Origin of the sequence: Variovorax sp. YR750 (genome assembly GCF_900109805.1) — a bacterium.
Taxonomy (GTDB): Bacteria; Pseudomonadota; Gammaproteobacteria; order Burkholderiales; family Burkholderiaceae_C; genus Variovorax; species Variovorax gossypii.
The window spans coordinates 189,944-206,467 of sequence record NZ_FOBJ01000012.1 but is presented as its reverse complement, the minus strand read 5'-3'; the positions used below and the strand labels follow the sequence as shown (position 1 = coordinate 206,467).

Genomic DNA, 16,524 nt, shown 5'->3' with positions numbered 1-16,524 from the left:
GAAGCCCTGGGGGTGTGCCAGGTTCAGGACATGATCACTTGCAGGCTGTGCTCGTACGACGCCGTGAGGCGTTCGAAGGTGTCGAGCAGCGCCTCGCTGGAACGCACCAGCGTGGCGCGTCCGTCGGCGCTGTCGAGCGCCTGCACGCCGCCGACCAGCCTCAGCCATTCGTCGCGCGCGCTCGCCAGCGCGGCGCGGATCTCGGCGGTGCTCAGCGGGGCGCGCTCCAGCTCGAGCAAGGCCGCTTCGAACTCGGCCATGGTCGGCACCAGCCGCGCGCTGGTGGCTTCTTCCTTCAGCGCGGCGGCCAGCAATGCGTCTTTCGCAAGCCGCTGCGCGCGCATGCGTTGCCGCCCGCAGATGTTGACGATGCGCAGCGCACGCCGCGCGCCCGAGGTTTCGAGCGCCTCGGTCAGGGCCTCGGCCGCAGCCAGCAGCACTTCGGCGCGACGGTCGATGTCGGCCAGCCCTGTCGCTGTCGGCTTCGCCGTGAGGGCATCCGCCAATCCGCTCCACGCGGCCTGCGCCTGCGCAAGCGCCTCGATACCGGCCGCACCGAGCCCGAGGGCCGCGAGATGATCCAGGTTCTGCTGCACCCGCTCGGACGACTGCGTGCGCAGCACCCGCGCCCGCTGCGCGTCGATGCCGCCCAGCAGCTGTGCCGCCAGGCGCACCAGCCGCTGCGAGAGCATGCGCAGCTGCCCGGCGCGGTTGATCGCGTCCGCCCACTGCGCCGCCTCGATGACCGAGCGCGACACCTCGCCGAGCCGCAGGTTGGCGTGCATCGCCGCGCCGCGCAGCAGGCCGAAGGCCTCGTCCTCGCCGATGCCGCGCGCGGACATCAGCAGGCCCTTGGCGCGGTCGACCCACTTGCGTTCGTCCATGCGGGTGCGCAGGTTCTCCAGTTCGGTGCGCAGGGCGGCCTCGCGCTGCCATCGGGCCTGGGCGCGCGCGGTCAATGCGGCGACCGAATCCGCGTCGACGGTGTCGATCTGCATCCAGGCGTGCACGCCGAGTCCGACCAGTTCCTCGTGCCCTGTGCCGCTCAAGGCCGCGCTGGCAAGGCTCAGCGCGCACGGCGGCTGGCCGGACCACGTGCGCAAGGCATCGAGCAGCTCAGGCGTAACCAGCGGCAACCAGATCAGCGCCTGCCCGGGAGCCAGCGCCTCGACCTGCCGGGCGAAGCCGGCGCAGTCCGCAAGGCCGAGCACATCGAGTCCGGCACCCGAAAGCGCCTGCGCAAGCGCCTCGGGCAGCACCAAGCCGGCAGGTTGATCGGGCAGGACAACGAGAAGCGACATCTTTATGGGAAAGCGGTGTGGGAACGCACCGCGAGCATAGGCCACGCCAACGCGAACTCGCAGGCACGCCTCTTGCATGAAACAGGGCGCGGTGTAACGAAGCACCGCTTTGGTGAAGAGGCTGCAGGCTCCTGCATCCGGCCCGGCAACGCACATGCCGCGCGCACCTCCACGTCGACAGCGTCCGCTGCCGGCACCCCGCTCCCAACCCCGTCCGTCGACACGGCCTCTCCAGGGCCGCGCCGCGGCTTTTTGCATCTTTGAACGCCATGTCAGGTTTCAGGAATTTCTTGCAGTCAGGCCACAGTCCGACACTGTTCGCGGCCTTCCTGTACTTCTCGTTCTCCTGCTGCATCTGGGTGCTGAACGGCGCCATGGCGCCCTTCATCGGCGAGACCTTCAGCCTCTCGCCCGCGCAGAAGGGGCTGATGCTGTCGGTGCCGATCATCGCGGGCGCGCTCATGCGCTTTCCGCTGGGCATCCTCTCGCAGTACATCGGGCGCAAGAAGGCCACGCTGGTCGAGATGGCGCTGATCGCGGTGGCGATGCTCTTCGGCTTCTTCTTCGTGAAGAGCTTCAACGACCTGCTCGCCATGGGCGTGCTGCTGGGCATCGCGGGCGCGAGCTTCGGCGTGGCGCTGTCGCTGGGCTCGGGCTGGTTCCCGCCGCAGCACAAGGGCCTGGCCATGGGCCTGGTGGGCGCGGGCAACGTGGGCACGGCCGTGTCGGTGCTAGTGGCGCCGCCGCTGGCCAACTGGCTGGGCTGGCAGGCGGTGTACGGCGTGGCCGCCGTCGCCATCCTCATTCCGATGGTCGTGATGGTGCTCTTCGCCAAGGAGCCGCCGGACGTGAACGCCCATTCGAGCTTCCGCGAGCACATCGCCTGCCTGTTCGAAAAAGACGGCTGGGTGTTCAGCCTGATCTACGGCGTGACCTTCGGCGGCTTCATCGGCCTCACGACCTTTCTGCCCTCGTACTACTACGACCAGTTCGGCGTGAGCAAGGTGCAGGCCGGCCAGCTGACCATGCTCGCGGCCTTCATGGGCGCGGCGGTGCGCATCGTGGGCGGCTGGATCTCCGACCGCTGGGGCGGCGTGAACACGCTCACCGTGGTCCTGCTGCTGGTGACCGCGAGCCTCGTGCTGGTGGGCTTCTCCTCGGCCTCGCTGACCGTCACCACGCTGGTGCTGATCGTCTGCTTCGCGGCACTGGGCGCGGGCAACGGCGCGTTGTTCCAGCTGGTGCCGCTGCGCTGGCCCGCGAGCACGGCGGTGGCCGGCTCGATGATCGGCGAGATCGGCGCCCTGGGCGGCGGCCTCGTGCCCAACGCCATGGGCCTGTCGAAGCAGTATCTCGGCAGCTACCTCTGGGGCTTCATCTTCTTCGCGGCGCTCTCGCTCGTGATGCTGGGCGTGATGCGCGTGATGCAGATCCGCTGGACCCGCACCTGGGCCGAGAAGGGTGGCCGTGCGCGCGTCACGCCGGCGCCCGCCCCTGCGGCCGCCAACCACGTTCGCAAGGCAGCACGCTCATGACTCGCCCCGCCCGCATCCGCTCAGCGTGGCAGGAAGAGCAGCCACACGATGAGCAGCACGTTGAACAGCACCGAAACGCCCAGCGCCAGCTGGTAGAGCGCGAGCGGATCGCGGCGGATCAGCGGCGTGGCGGCGGGCGCGTTCACTGGACGGGATGCACCGCGCTCGAGCGCGAGCAGCAGTTCCTCGGCGGTTTCGAAGCGCTCGCGCGGATCGCGGGCGACGGCCTTGCGCACCAGATGGTCGAGCCAGATCGGCACGTCGGGTCGCAGGCGCGAGAGCGCGACGGGGTCGCGCCGGTAGCGCGCCACCTGGTAGGGCTCGATCTCGCCGTAGGGCAGATGGCCGGTGAGCCACTGGTAGAGCGTGACGCCGAGGGCGAACAGGTCGCTGCCCGCGTCGGCGGTACCGCCCTCTTCCCACTGCTCGGGATTGATGTAGCTGGGCGTGCCCGCATGCAGCTCGCGCTGGGCCGCGCCCTCCCGGCCGGACAGCGCCACGCCCAGGTCGAGGATGCGCCAGCGGCCGTCTTCGCCCAGGTGCAGGTTGCCGGGCTTGATGTCACGGTGGATCACGCCCTGGCGATGCAGCCGGCCGAGCGCGCGGCTGAGCTCGATGCCGGCAGCCACCACCTCGGCCACCGCGCCGCGCGGGTTGGCCTTGCGCAGCTGCTCCAGCGTGCGCCCGCCGTGCCAGTCGAACACGACGTACAGCGCGCTCGCGTTCTCGGCACGCTCGTGCACGCGGACGAAGCCGCTTCCGCCGGCGCCACCGACGCGCAGCCCCAGCCACGCCTCGTGCGCCAGCATCGCGCGCTCCTGCGGGTCGCCGGCGCGCGAGGGATGCAGCGTCTTCAGCGCGACCAGCTCGCGCGTGACCGGATGGCGCGCCTGGTACAGCAGGTGCACGCCGGTGTCGGCCACCAGCGCGGTGACGGCGTAGCCGTCGAGCACGTCGCCCACCTTCAGCGCGGGCGGCGGTGCGAGCCGGCGGCCGTCGCCGAGTTCGTCGTCGAGCTGCCGGGCGTCGAGCCCCACCACGCGAATGACCAGCGCGGTCGCGTTGTCGCGCGTGCCGGCGTCGAGCGCCGCGTTCACCAGCGCATCGCTGGCCGCCTCGGCGTCGCCCTGCAGAGCCAGCGCAGCCACCTGCTGCGGCCTGAGCACGCCGTGCACGCCGTCGGAAGTGAGCACGAAGCAGTCGCCCACGCGAACGTCGCCCTGCACGTAGTCGACGCGCACCTGGTCGTCGAGGCCGATGGCGCGCGTCAGGCGGCTGCGCATGTCGGGATGGTCGAAGGCGTGGTCCTGCGTGAGCGGCACGGCAGCCTCGCCGCCGGCGCGCACGCGCCAGGCGCGGGTGTCGCCCACGTGGGCGAGCGTGTAGCTCTGGCCGTGCAGCACCAGTGCGGTGAGCGTGGTGAGCGCGGTGCCGCCCTCTTCCCTGCTCTGGCGGCGGCGGTTGTGATCGGCCAGCCAGCCGTTCTGCGCGGCGACCAGCCGGTCGAGCGCGGCGGTCGGCTCCCAGGTGGCGGGCGTGGCGAAGTAGTCGGCCAGAAGGCCCATCACCGTGGTCTGCGCCGCTTCGCGGCCGTGGCCGCCGCTGGACACGCCGTCGGCAATCGCGGCGATGAGCCCGCGCGCCTCGTCGCCCGGCGGCGCATGCACCGCGCCGGCGAAGTCCTCGTTCACCTCGCGCGGTCCGCGCCGGCTGCTGTAGCCGATGTCCACTTCAAAGCTCATGGCGCGATTCTCCACGCGCGCCAGGGGCACCTGTCTGCTTGATGACGTTTGCTTGATTTCCAGGAAAGGCGAAGCCCCATGAAGAAAATGAAACTCGTGATGGTCGGCAACGGCATGGCCGGCGTGCGCACGCTCGAGGAGCTGCTGAAGATCGCGCCCGACCTGTACGACATCACCGTCTTCGGCGCGGAGCCGCATCCCAACTACAACCGCATCCTGCTGTCGCCGGTGCTCGCGGGCGAGCAGACGATCGACGAGATCGTGCTCAACAGCTGGGAGTGGTACTCCGAGAACAACATCACGCTGCACGCCGGCAAGAAGGTGGTGGAGGTCGACCGCGTCAAGCGCATCGTGCGTGCCGAGGATGGCACCGAGGCCGCCTACGACCGCCTGCTGATGTGCACCGGCTCCAACCCCTTCATGCTGCCGGTGCCCGGCAAGGACCTGAAGGGCGTGATCGCCTACCGCGACATCGCCGACACCGACTACATGATCGAGACCGCGCGCACGCACAAGAACGCGGTGGTCATCGGCGGCGGCCTGCTGGGCCTGGAAGCCGCCAACGGCCTGATGCTGCGCGGCATGAACGTGACCGTGGTGCACGTCATGCCCTGGCTGATGGAGCGCCAGCTCGACGACGTGGCGGGCAAGCTGCTGCAGAAGTCGCTGGAAGACCGCGGCCTGAAGTTCCTGATGGGCGCGCAGACGCAGGACCTGGTCGGCGGGGAAGATGGCCGCGTGAAGGCCATCCGCTTCAAGGACGGCACCGAAACCGCCGCCGACCTGGTGGTGATGGCCGTCGGCATCCGCCCCAACGTGGAGCTGGCCGAGAAGATGCGGCTGCACTGCAACCGCGGCATCGTCGTCACCGACACCATGCAGACCGTGACCGACGCGCGCATCTACTCGGTGGGCGAATGCGCGGCGCACCGCGGCATCGCCTACGGCTTGGTGGCACCGCTGTTCGAGCAGGCCAAGGTGGCGGCCAACCACCTGGCGCAGTTCGGCATCGGCCGCTACCTGGGTTCGCTCACGTCCACCAAGCTGAAGGTGACGGGCATCGACCTGTTCTCGGCCGGCGAATTCATGGGCGGCGAAGGCACCGAAGAGATCGTCATGAGCGACCCCTTCGGCGGGGTCTACAAGAAGCTGGTCATCAAGGACGACAAGCTGGTGGGCGCCTGCCTCTACGGAGACACGGTGGACGGCAGCTGGTACTTCAAGCTGCTGCGCGACGGCCGCAGCGTGCACGACATCCGCGACAAGCTGATGTTCGGCGAATCGAACATCGGCGACACCGGCCACGAGGGCCACAACAAGGCCGCGAGCATGCCCGACGACGCCGAGGTCTGCGGCTGCAACGGCGTGAACAAGGGCACCATCTGCAAGGCCATCAAGGAAAAGGGCCTGTTCACGCTCGACGAGGTGAAGAAGCACACCAAGGCCAGCGCGAGCTGCGGCTCGTGCACCGGGCTGGTCGAGCAGATCCTGATGTTCACCGCCGGCGGCGACTACTCCGCCACGCCGAAGAAGAAGGCCGTGTGCGGCTGCACCGACGCGAGCCACCAGGACGTGCGCGACGCCATCCGCAAGGAGCACTACCTGACGCACGACGAGGTGTACCGCAACCTCGGCTGGCGCACGCCCAACGGCTGCTCCACCTGCCGCCCGGCCATCAACTACTACCTGATCAGCACCTGGCCCAAGGAGGCGAAGGACGATCCGCAGAGCCGCTTCATCAACGAGCGCAGCCACGCCAACATCCAGAAGGACGGCACCTACTCCGTCATTCCGCGCATGTGGGGCGGCCACACCACGCCCGACGAGCTGCGCCGCATCGCGGACGCGGCCGACAAGTACAAGATCCCGACCGTCAAGGTCACGGGCGGCCAGCGCATCGACCTGCTGGGCGTGAAGAAGGAAGACCTGGAGAACGTCTGGAAGGACATCGGCATGCCCAGCGGCTTCGCCTACGCCAAGTCGCTGCGCACGGTGAAGACCTGCGTGGGCAGCGAGTGGTGCCGCTTCGGCACGCAGGACTCCACGCAGATGGGCAAGGACCTGGAGCGCGCGCTGTGGGCCATGTACTCGCCGCACAAGGTCAAGCTGGCCGTCTCGGGCTGCCCGCGCAACTGCGCCGAGGCCGGCATCAAGGACGTGGGCGTGATCGGCGTCGACTCCGGCTGGGAGCTCTACGTGGGTGGCAACGGCGGCATCAAGACCGAGGTGGCGCAGTTCCTGGTGAAGGTGAAGACGGCCGCCGAGGTGATGGAGTACTCGGGCGCCTTCCTGCAGCTCTACCGCGAGGAAGGCTGGTACCTGGAGCGCACGGTGCACTACATCGGCCGCGTGGGCCTGGACTACGTGAAGAAGAAGATCCTCGACGACGCAGAGGGCCGCAAGGCGCTGTGGGAGCGTCTGCAGTTCGCGCTCGACGGCGAGCCCGATCCGTGGTTCGAGTCGGCGCAGGCCTCGGTCGACGTGCGGCAGTTCACGCCGCTGACGGTCTGAGCGGAGAAGACGGGTTGAAACGCAGAGTCTTCATCGCTTCCGCGGCCGCCGCCGGCATGGGCCTGGGCGCGGCCACGGTCGCGCATGCCCAGGTCACCGACCTCAACGACGCGATCAACAAGGCCGGCCGCCAGCGCATGCTGTCGCAGCGCGCCAGCAAGGCCTACCTTGCGCTGGTGCAGAAGGTGGAGTCGCGCAACGCCCAGCAGGTGCTCGACAGGTCGATCGCGCTGTTCGAGCGCCAACTGGGCGAACTGAAGGCCTTCGCGCCCAGCCCGGCCATCCGCGCCACCTACGAATCGCTCGAGACGGCCTGGGGCGCGTTCAGGAACGAACTCACCGACGCCGCGCCGAGCAAGGAAGAAGCCGCCAGGGTCGTGAAGCTCGACGCCGCCGTGCTCGCGCTGGCCAACCAGGGCACCGGGCAGTACGAGGCCGCGTCGGGCAAGCCGGTGGGCAAGCTGGTCAACATCGCGGGCCGCCAGCGCATGCTGTCGCAGCGCATGGCCAAGTTCTACCTGGCCACCGCCATGCAGATCGACCCGGCGGCCAGCACGGCCGAGATCGGCAAGTCGCGCACCGAATTCGTGAGCGCGCTCGAAGTGCTGCGCAACGCACCCGAGGCCACGGCGCAGATCAGGCAGGAACTGGTGCTGGCCGACGCGCAATGGCTCTTCTTCAACCGGGGCCTGCAGCGCCTCGAAGGCGCCGGGGCATCGCCCGCGCTGATGTCCGACGTATTCGTGAGCAGCGAGAACCTGCTGGCGATCATGGATCGCGTCACCGGCCTGTATTCGGAAATCAAGACTTAGACGAGAGAGCCCCACCATGAGCGATTGGAAAGTCATCTGCCGCATCGACGACATCCCCGTGCTCGGCGCGCGCCGCGTGGCGCGGCCCGCCGGCCTGGACGTCGCCGTGTTCCGCAACGCCGAGAACGAGGTATTCGCGCTGCTCGACCGCTGCCCGCACAAGGGCGGCCCGCTGAGCCAGGGCATCGTGTTCGGCACCAGCGTGGCCTGCCCGCTGCACAACTGGGCCATCGGGCTGGACGACGGCTGCGCCAAGGCGCCCGACGAGGGCTGCACGCCGAAGTTCGCCGTGAAGGTGGAAGACGGCGTGGTGCACCTCGACGCCGCCGAGCTGGCGACGCATGCCATCGACCTGGAACGCCCGGTCGCCGGCCCGAAGCCTTTCGCCGTGCTGTCCGTTCTTCCGCTGGAATAACCCATGACGCGGGAGACCCGGTCCACCTGCCCGTACTGCGGCGTCGGCTGCGGGGTGATCATCGAGTCGACCGGCGACGAGATCACCGGCGTGCGCGGCGACCCGGAGCACCCGGCGAACTTCGGGCGGCTTTGCACCAAGGGCTCGACGCTGCATCTCACGGCCAGCGCCACCGTCACGCGGCAGACGCGCCTGCTGCAGCCCATGCAGCGCCTCGCGCGCGGCGAAGCGCCCGCGGCCGTCGCCTGGGACACCGCGCTGGACAACGCCGCCGGCAAGTTCGCGCAAGTGATTCGCGACCACGGCCCCGACTCGGTCGGCTTCTACGTGTCGGGCCAGCTGCTGACCGAGGACTACTACGTCTTCAACAAGCTCGCCAAGGGCCTGATCGGCACCAACAACATCGACACCAACTCGCGCCTGTGCATGAGCAGCGCCGTGGCCGGCTACAAGCAGACGCTGGGCGCCGATGCGCCGCCGGCCTGCTACGACGACCTGAAGGACGCGCAGTGCCTCTTCATCGTGGGCAGCAACACGGCCTGGGCGCACCCGATTCTCTTCCGCCGCATCGAGGACGCGAAGGCCGCGAACCCGGCGCTGAAGATCGTGGTGGCCGATCCGCGCCGCACCGACACGGTGGAGATCGCCGACCTGTTCCTGCCCATCCAGCCCGGCACCGACGTGATGCTGTTCAACGGCATGCTGCACCTGATGCTGTGGGAAGGCTGGATCGACGCGAAGTACATCGCGTCGCACACCAATGGCTTCGACGCGCTGAAGGCCACGGTGCGCGAGTGCACGCCGGAGAAGGTGGCGCAGGTCTGCGGCATCCCGAAGGAAGACCTGCTCGAGGCAGCGCGGCTCTTCGCCACCTCGCCAGCCACGCTGAGCCTGTATTGCCAGGGCCTGAACCAGTCGTCCAGCGGCACGGCGAAGAACGCCGCGCTCATCAACCTGCACCTGGCGACCGCGCAGATCGGCAAGCCCGGCGCCGGGCCTTTCTCGCTGACCGGCCAGCCCAACGCGATGGGCGGGCGCGAGGTGGGCGGCCTCGCCAACCTGCTGAGCGCGCACCGCGACCTGGCCAACCCCGATCACCGCGCCGAAGTGGCCGCGCTGTGGGGCGTGCCCTCGGTGCCTGAGAAGCCGGGCAAGACGGCAGTTGAGATGTTCCAGGCCGCGGCCGACGGCGAGATCCGCGCGCTCTGGATCGCCTGCACCAACCCGGCGCAGTCGATGCCCGACCAGGCCACGGTGCGGCGTGCGCTGGAGCGCGCCGAGTTCGTGGTGGTACAGGAGGCTTTCTCCACCACCGCCACCTGCGCCTTCGCCGACCTGCTGCTGCCCGCCACCACCTGGGGCGAAAAGGAAGGCACCGTGACCAACAGCGAGCGCCGCATCTCGCGCGTGCGCCCGGCCGTGCCGGCGCCGGGCGATGCGCGCAACGACTGGTCGATCGCGGTGGCCTTCGCGCACCGGCTCGAACGGCAGATGGGCCGCACCTTCACGCTGTTTCCCTACGAAACGGCCGAATCGGTCTGGAACGAGCACCGCGAATCCACGCGCGGCCGAGACCTCGACATCACCGGCATGAGCTACGCGATGCTGGAGACCGCAGGCCCGCAGCAATGGCCGCTGAAGGAAGGCGAAAGCACCGGCCGCGTGCGCCTGTACGAGGACGGCGCTTTCCCCACGCCCGACGGCCGCGCCCGCTTCGTCGACACCATCTACAAGCCGGTGGCCGAGGCGCGCGAGGCCCGCTACCCCTTCTCGCTGAACACCGGCCGCCTGCGCGACCAGTGGCACGGCATGAGCCGCACCGGCACGGCCGGGCGCCTGTTCGGCCACGTGTCCGAGCCCGTGGTGCAGATGAACGCGCAGGACATGGCACGCCGCCAGATCGGCGAAGGCGACCTGGTGCACCTGACCTCGAAGCGGGGCTCGATCATGCTGCCCGCGCGCGCCAGCGCCGAGGTGGGGCTGAGCCAGGCTTTCGTCGCCATGCACTGGGGCGAGGAATACCTGAGCGGCTGCTCGTCCAACGGTACGCGGCTGGCGGGCATCAACGCGCTGACCACGCCAGCCTTCTGCCCCACGTCGAAACAGCCGGAGCTGAAGCACACGCCGGTGAAGGTTCTCAAGGCCGAGCTGCCGTGGTCGCTGCTGGCCATGGCCTGGCTTCCCGCCGCCGAGGCGCTGGCCGCGCACCGCGCGCTGCAGCCGATGATGGCGCTGTTTCCGTTTGCGACCTGCGTGCCGTTTTCCGGCAACACGCAGGGCACCGAGCGCACCGGCATCCTCTTTCGTGCCGCCGCGCACGACGCACCCGACGACGCGCTGGTCGAGAAGATCGAGACGCTGCTCGGCCTGCAGGCCGCCGACGCGCTGCGCTACGCCGACCGCCGCCGCGGCCAGCGCCGGACGGCCCGGCTGGTGCGCCGTGCCGACGGCAGCGCAGGCCTCGAAGCCTTCCTGCTGGGCGGCGACACCAGCGCCGAAGCGTGGATCGCCACCCTGCTGCGCGAGGAACTGCCCGCGCAGAGCTACGGCCGCCTGCTGCTGTCGCCGGGCTCGAAGGCGCCGGTGGCGGTGCAGTCGCGCGGCAAGACGGTGTGCACCTGCTTTAACGTGGCGGACGTGGCGATCCAGACCGAACTGGCCCGCTGCACCGGCACCGCCGACGAGCGGCTGGCGAAGCTGCAGGGGGCGCTGAAGTGCGGCACCAACTGCGGCTCGTGCATTCCCGAGCTCAAGCGCATGGTGCGGGCGACGCCCGCCGAAGCGCTGGCGGAGGCCCCGTGACTGCACTGGGCATAAGCCGAATGACGTTTCGGCATAAGCGTTGCAGGACAATCCGCCTACCCATGGGAATCAGCCAATACATCAAGGAAATCGGCCGCGGCGCGCGAGGCGCCAAGCCGCTCACGCGCGAACAGGCCACCGACCTGTTCGGCCAGGTGCTGGACGGCACCGTGACCGACCTCGAGATCGGCGGCTTCTGCCTGGCCATGCGCATCAAGGGCGAGACGCCCGAGGAGATGGCCGGCTTCCTCGATGCCACCCATGCGCGGCTGAACCTCATTCCCGCCGGCGAGCGCGCGCTGGTCGTGCTGCCGAGCTACAACGGCGCGCGCAAGCTGCCTGTGCTCACGCCGCTGCTGGCGCTGCTGCTGGCGCGCGAGGGCCTGCCGGTGCTGGTGCACGGCAGCGCGAGCGAAACCTCGCGCGTGCTGGCGTCGAACGTGCTGACGGCCCTGGGCCATGCGCCGATGACAGCCATCCGCCCCGTCGCCAGCGGCGAGGTGGCCTTCGCGCCCACCGAACTCCTGAACCCCGCGCTCAAGCGCCTGCTCGACGTGCGCCGCGTGGTCGGCCTGCGCAACCCCGGCCACAGCGTGGTGAAGCTGATGCAGCCCACCGCCGGCCCCTGCGTGGTGGTGGCCAGCTACACGCACCCCGAATACGCCCGCGTCATGGGCGAGACCTTCGAGCTCACGGGCATGACTGCCCTGCTCTCGCGCGGCCTCGAGGGCGAAGTGGTGTCGGACCCGCGCCGCACCGCGCAGATCGACGGCTTCGTGCGCGGCGTGCGCACCGAGCTGCAGTCGCAGCAGGCCGGCACCGCCTCGGAAGTGCCGGGGCTGCCCAAGGAAATCGACGTCGCCACCACCGCCGACTACACGCGACGCGTGCTTGCCGGCGAGCTTCCCGTGCCGGAGGCCATCGCGACGCAGGTCAGGCACATCACGCAACTGGCATTGGCATCCCACGCATGAACAACGACAACCCCACCTCCCTCATCGCCGGCCGCTGCACGCTGGTGGGCGCAGGCCCCGGCGACCCGGAACTGCTGACCATCAAGGCCGTGAAGGCGATCCAGGCCGCAACGGTGCTGCTCGTCGACGACCTCGTGAACGACCAGATCGTGCAGGCCTACGCCCGCCCCGGCGCGCGCATCGTGCACGTGGGCAAGCGCGGCGGCTGCAAGAGCACGCCGCAGGCCTTCATCGAGCGGCTGATGATCACCGCCGTGCGCGAAGGCGAGACGGTGGTGCGCCTGAAAGGCGGCGACCCGTTCATCTTCGGCCGCGGCGGCGAGGAGGTGGAGCACCTGCGCGAAGCCGGCATCGAATGCGCCGTGGTCAACGGCATCACCGCCGGCCTCGCAGCCGTGACCGCGCTGGGCGTTCCGCTCACGCACCGCGACCACGCGCAGGGCGTGGTGTTCGTCACCGGCCATGCCAAGACCGGCGCCGGCGCCGCCGAAGACCCGACCGACTGGCGCGCGCTGGCCGCGACCGCGTACAACGCGCGGCTCACGCTGGTGATCTACATGGGCGTGTCGGGCGTATCGCACATCGAGCGCGAACTGCTGCACGGCCTGCCGGCCGACACGCCGGTGGCGGTCATCCAGCATGCGAGCCTGCCGCACCAGAAGCACATCGCGACCACGCTCGGCAAGCTGCAGGACGGCATCGCCGAAGCGGGCCTGGCGAGCCCGGCGGTGATCGTGGTGGGCGACGTGCTGCGCGGGCTGGCCGCGGCGGCGCTGCCGGTGGGCGCGGAAAAGTTCGGCACCTGACGGGTTCCTGACCGGGGCGGCGCCGGCACCGCGCCCCCAACCGCCGTTCATGCCACGCCCCCGGCGTGGCATGGATCGTGCTGCGCCGACGGCAATGAATGTCGTCGCCACGCCTGAACCCGCCGCGGTAGAAATCGTCGCCCTCACCAAGCTCTACGCGCCGGACACCCCGGCCGCCGTCGACCGGATCGACCTGCGCATCGCCAGCGGCAGCTACTGCTGCCTGCTCGGGCCCTCGGGCTGCGGCAAGAGCACCACCCTGCGGATGATCGCGGGGCATGAGTCGGTCAGCAGCGGTGACATCCTGCTGGACAACCGCAACATCACCAACCTGCCCGCCGCCGCGCGCGGCACGGCGATGATGTTCCAGAGCTTCGCGCTCTTTCCCCACCTTTCGGCCACCGACAACGTGGCCTTCAGCCTCAAGATGAAAGGCGTCGGCAAGGCCGAGCGCCACCGGCGCGCCAACGAACTGCTCGCCCGCGTCGCGATGGGCCACCTGGCCGAACGCAAGCCCGGCGAACTCTCCGGCGGCCAGCAGCAGCGCGTGGCGCTGGCGCGCGCGCTCATCACCGAACCCCGAGTGCTGCTGCTGGACGAGCCTCTCTCGGCGCTGGACCCCTTCCTGCGCATCCAGATGCGCGCCGAGCTGCGCCGTTGGCAGAAGGAGCTGGGCCTGACCTTCATCCACGTCACGCATTCGCAGGAGGAAGCGATGGCGCTGGCAGACACGATGGTGGTCATGAACCACGGCGTGATCGAGCAGGTCGGCTCGCCGCATGCAGTCTACAACCACCCGGCGAGCGAATTCGTGGCGCGCTTCATGGGCGGCCACAACGTGTTCGACACGCCGGGCGGCCCGATCGCGGTGCGCAACGATCGCATGCGGATCGCCGCGGCTTCGGAAAACAACGCTGGCAGCGCGGCCCTCGCCGCAACCGTCACCGACGTCGAATACCAGGGCACCTACGTGCTGCTCGGCCTCGCGCTCGACGGCGCCGCCGCCGGGCGCCAGAGCGTGTCGGTGCTGCTGGGCGAAGCCGCTTTCCTCGCTCGCCCCTATGCACACGGCGAAACGGTGCGCCTCTCGTGGGCCGAAGCCGACGCGCGCGTGCTCGGCCCCGGCGTCAAGCCGCCGGGCGAGCGGGCGTCGGCGCCCAGCGGTACCGGGGCCGCCCAGCGCGACGACACCGCTGCGCTCGCCATGACCTTGTGAGCGCATCGGCAACCAGTTTCTTGTTTTCTCACGTTCGTTTCTTTCCACCTTTTTCTCTGGAGACTCAGCAATGACCGAACCCATCGACTCGTTCAACGGCGTCAAGCGCCGCACGCTGCTGCAAGGCACCGCCGGCATTCTGGCCACGGGCATCGCGCCCTTCGTGCACGCACAGGAAAAGATCGTGCTGCGCTACCTCGGCACCGCGGTGAACCAGGACAAGGCGATTGCCGAGAAGTTCAAGGCCGACACCGGCATCGAGATCCAGTACGTGGCCGTGACCACCGACGACGTGACCAAGCGCGCCGTCACCGCGCCCAACAGCTTCGACCTGATCGACACCGAGTTCTTCTCGCTCAAGAAGATCGTGCCGACCGGCAACCTGAAGGGCATCGACACCAAGCGCGTGAAGAACGCCGACAAGATCACCTCGCTTTTCACCAAGGGCGAGGTGGCAGGCAAGAAAGTCGGCAGCCAGGGTACGGCACCCGTCAAGGTGATCTACCTCGAAGGCGAGAAGAGCAAGGTTTTCGCCAAGGCGGCCACGCAGTACATGTCGCTGATCCCGACCACCTACAACGCCGACACGCTGGGCATCCGCCCCGACCTCATCAAGCGCCCCATCGGCTCGTGGGCCGAGCTGCTGAACCCCGAGTTCAAGGGCAAGGCCGCGATCCTGAACATTCCCTCGATCGGCATCATGGACGCCGCGATGGTGGTGGAGGCCAAGGGCCTGCACAAGTACGCCGACAAGGGCAACATGACCAAGGCCGAGATCGACCTGACCATCAAGGCGCTGATCGAGGCCAAGAAGGCGGGCCAGTTCCGCGCGCTGTGGAAGGACTTCAACGAATCGGTGAACCTGATGTCCTCGGGCGAGGTGGTGATCCAGTCGATGTGGTCGCCCGCGGTCACGGCCGTGCGAAGCAAGGGCATCGACTGCACCTTCCAGCCGCTCAAGGAAGGCTATCGCGCCTGGGCCTCGGGCTTCGGTCTGCCGGCCACGCTCTCGGGCAAGAAGCTCGACGGCGCCTACGAGTTCATCAACTGGTTCCTCGACGGCTGGGCCGGCGCCTACCTCAACCGCCAGGGCTACTACAGCGCCGTGCTCGACACCGCCAAGACCAAGATGGAAGCCTACGAGTGGGCCTACTGGATGGAAGGCAAGCCCGCCTCCCAGGACATCAAGAGCCCGCAGGGCGACGTGATCGCCAAGGCCGGCTCGGTACGCGACGGCGGCAGCTACGAACAGCGCATGGGCGGCATCGCGTGCTGGAACGCGGTGATGGACGAGAACGAGTACATGGTGAGGAAATGGAACGAGTTCGTGGCTGCGTAAGAAGGCTCGCCCACAGGCTTCGCGCACTGCGTGTCGCTTCTCCCTCCCCCTGACCGGGGGCGACACCTGCGGCCCGGCAAAGCCGGTTCCGCGGTGTCCCACGAACAGGCATCGCTTCGCTCGCCCTTGGACACAGTCTTTCGCTTTCATCCATGAGTACACCCGTCGTGTCCAGCCATGCCGCCGCTGCCCCGGTTAATGCCGTGAAGGCGTGGTGGCAGGCGGCGCCGTTCGCGCTGGTGTTCCTGCTGTTCTTCCTGATTCCGCTGGCGCTGGTCGCGATGGTCAGCCTGTGGAATTTCAACGAGTACGAGCTGATACCTGCCGTCACGCTGCGCAACTACCTCAGCCTGTTCGAAGGCTGCTCGAGGCTCACCGACAACGGCGACCTCTGCGTGACGCTGAACACCTACCTGAGCACCTTCAAGTTCTGCCTGCTGGTGTGGGGCATCACGCTGGTGATCGGCTTTTCGGTCGCGTACTTCCTGGCCTTCCACGTGCGCTCCTCGACCATGCAGACGGTGCTGTTCGTGCTGTGCACGGTGCCCTTCTGGACCTCCAACGTGATCCGCATGATCTCGTGGGTGCCGCTGCTGGGACGCAACGGACTGGTCAACCAGGCGCTGATGGGCATCGGCCTGGTCGATCAGCCGCTGGAGTGGCTGCTGTTCTCGGACTTCTCGGTGGTGCTGGCCTTCGTGCACCTGTACACGATGTTCATGATCGTGCCGATCTTCAACAGCATGATGCGCATCGACCGCTCGCTGCTCGAGGCGGCCAGCGACGCCGGCGCCTCGGGCTGGCAGACGCTGTGGAACGTGGTGGTGCCGCTTTCGCGCACCGGCATCCTCATCGGCTCCATCTTCGTCATCACCATCGTGATGGGCGACTTCGTCACCATCGGCGTGATGGGCGGGCAGCAGATCGCCTCCATCGGCAAGATCATCCAGGTGCAGACCTCGTACCTGCAGTTCCCGCTGGCGGCGGCCAACGCCATGATCCTGCTGGCCGTGGTGCTGATGATCATCTGGGGGCTGACCCGGATGGTCGACATCCGCAAGGAGCTCTGAG

General features: G+C 68.8%; 12 protein-coding genes. 10 read left to right on the top strand and 2 right to left on the bottom strand.

The window, feature by feature from the left end:
• Positions 1–23 precede the first annotated feature (23 nt).
• The gene (locus BMY35_RS24195; RefSeq protein WP_256229426.1) at positions 24–1,301 is read right to left on the bottom strand and encodes an ANTAR domain-containing response regulator; all 1,278 of its coding nucleotides are present in this window, start codon (positions 1,299–1,301) and stop codon (positions 24–26) included.
• Between the two features lie 269 nt (positions 1,302–1,570).
• On the opposite strand from BMY35_RS24195, the gene BMY35_RS24190 reads away from it, so the two are divergent.
• The gene (locus tag BMY35_RS24190) at positions 1,571–2,836 is read left to right on the top strand and encodes an MFS transporter (RefSeq protein WP_093204770.1); all 1,266 of its coding nucleotides are present in this window, start codon (positions 1,571–1,573) and stop codon (positions 2,834–2,836) included.
• Between the two features lie 20 nt (positions 2,837–2,856).
• On the opposite strand, the gene BMY35_RS24185 is transcribed toward BMY35_RS24190, so the two are convergent.
• Positions 2,857–4,578 (bottom strand): bifunctional protein-serine/threonine kinase/phosphatase, encoded by a 1,722-nt coding sequence (locus BMY35_RS24185; RefSeq protein ID WP_093204949.1) that lies wholly within the window; start codon positions 4,576–4,578, stop codon positions 2,857–2,859.
• A 78-nt stretch (positions 4,579–4,656) separates the two neighbouring features.
• Here BMY35_RS24185 and nirB point away from each other — a divergent pair, with 78 nt between their 5' ends.
• The 9 genes from nirB to BMY35_RS24140 all read left to right on the top strand — a co-directional run bounded on the left by nirB (position 4,657) and on the right by BMY35_RS24140 (position 16,523).
• The gene (gene nirB / locus BMY35_RS24180) at positions 4,657–7,089 is read left to right on the top strand and encodes a nitrite reductase large subunit NirB (RefSeq protein WP_093204767.1); all 2,433 of its coding nucleotides are present in this window, start codon (positions 4,657–4,659) and stop codon (positions 7,087–7,089) included.
• Between the two features lie 14 nt (positions 7,090–7,103).
• Entirely contained in the window at positions 7,104–7,901 is a 798-nt protein-coding gene (locus BMY35_RS24175; RefSeq protein ID WP_093204765.1) for a type IV pili methyl-accepting chemotaxis transducer N-terminal domain-containing protein, read from the top strand.
• Between the two features lie 16 nt (positions 7,902–7,917).
• On the top strand, positions 7,918–8,316 hold the full coding sequence (gene nirD / locus BMY35_RS24170) for a nitrite reductase small subunit NirD (protein ID WP_093204762.1): 399 nt from the start codon (positions 7,918–7,920) through the stop codon (positions 8,314–8,316).
• A gap of 3 nt (positions 8,317–8,319) precedes the next feature.
• Entirely contained in the window at positions 8,320–11,118 is a 2,799-nt protein-coding gene (locus BMY35_RS24165; RefSeq protein WP_093204760.1) for a nitrate reductase, read from the top strand.
• A 62-nt stretch (positions 11,119–11,180) separates the two neighbouring features.
• Entirely contained in the window at positions 11,181–12,092 is a 912-nt protein-coding gene (ybiB, locus tag BMY35_RS24160; RefSeq protein ID WP_093204757.1) for a DNA-binding protein YbiB, read from the top strand.
• Positions 12,089–12,898, top strand: coding sequence for a uroporphyrinogen-III C-methyltransferase (gene cobA / locus BMY35_RS24155; RefSeq protein WP_093204754.1), 810 nt, complete (start codon positions 12,089–12,091; stop codon positions 12,896–12,898). Before ybiB ends, cobA begins: the two co-directional genes overlap by 4 nt.
• 94 nt (positions 12,899–12,992) lie before the next feature.
• Positions 12,993–14,114, top strand: a complete 1,122-nt coding sequence (locus tag BMY35_RS24150; protein WP_093204750.1) for an ABC transporter ATP-binding protein — start codon at positions 12,993–12,995, stop codon at positions 14,112–14,114.
• Positions 14,115–14,184: 70 nt separating this feature from the next.
• Positions 14,185–15,453 carry an ABC transporter substrate-binding protein gene (locus tag BMY35_RS24145; protein WP_093204748.1) on the top strand — a complete coding sequence of 423 codons (1,269 nt, stop codon included), beginning with the start codon at positions 14,185–14,187 and terminating at the stop codon, positions 15,451–15,453.
• 152 nt (positions 15,454–15,605) lie between these two features.
• Entirely contained in the window at positions 15,606–16,523 is a 918-nt protein-coding gene (locus BMY35_RS24140; RefSeq protein ID WP_093204745.1) for an ABC transporter permease, read from the top strand.
• Position 16,524: the final 1 nt, after the last annotated feature.

What these genes read in the sequence shown, in the direction of transcription:
- BMY35_RS24140 (WP_093204745.1), top strand. Translation starts at nt 15,606, where the DNA reads ATGAGTACACCCGTCGTGTCCAGCCATGCCGCCGCTGCCCCGGTTAAT.
- nirD (WP_093204762.1), top strand. Translation starts at nt 7,918, where the DNA reads ATGAGCGATTGGAAAGTCATCTGCCGCATCGACGACATCCCCGTGCTC.
- BMY35_RS24185 (WP_093204949.1), bottom strand. Translation starts at nt 4,578, where the DNA reads ATGAGCTTTGAAGTGGACATCGGCTACAGCAGCCGGCGCGGACCGCGC.
- nirB (WP_093204767.1), top strand. Translation starts at nt 4,657, where the DNA reads ATGAAGAAAATGAAACTCGTGATGGTCGGCAACGGCATGGCCGGCGTG.
- BMY35_RS24195 (WP_256229426.1), bottom strand. Translation starts at nt 1,301, where the DNA reads ATGTCGCTTCTCGTTGTCCTGCCCGATCAACCTGCCGGCTTGGTGCTG.
- BMY35_RS24145 (WP_093204748.1), top strand. Translation starts at nt 14,185, where the DNA reads ATGACCGAACCCATCGACTCGTTCAACGGCGTCAAGCGCCGCACGCTG.
- ybiB (WP_093204757.1), top strand. Translation starts at nt 11,181, where the DNA reads ATGGGAATCAGCCAATACATCAAGGAAATCGGCCGCGGCGCGCGAGGC.
- BMY35_RS24150 (WP_093204750.1), top strand. Translation starts at nt 12,993, where the DNA reads ATGAATGTCGTCGCCACGCCTGAACCCGCCGCGGTAGAAATCGTCGCC.
- BMY35_RS24190 (WP_093204770.1), top strand. Translation starts at nt 1,571, where the DNA reads ATGTCAGGTTTCAGGAATTTCTTGCAGTCAGGCCACAGTCCGACACTG.
- cobA (WP_093204754.1), top strand. Translation starts at nt 12,089, where the DNA reads ATGAACAACGACAACCCCACCTCCCTCATCGCCGGCCGCTGCACGCTG.
- BMY35_RS24165 (WP_093204760.1), top strand. Translation starts at nt 8,320, where the DNA reads ATGACGCGGGAGACCCGGTCCACCTGCCCGTACTGCGGCGTCGGCTGC.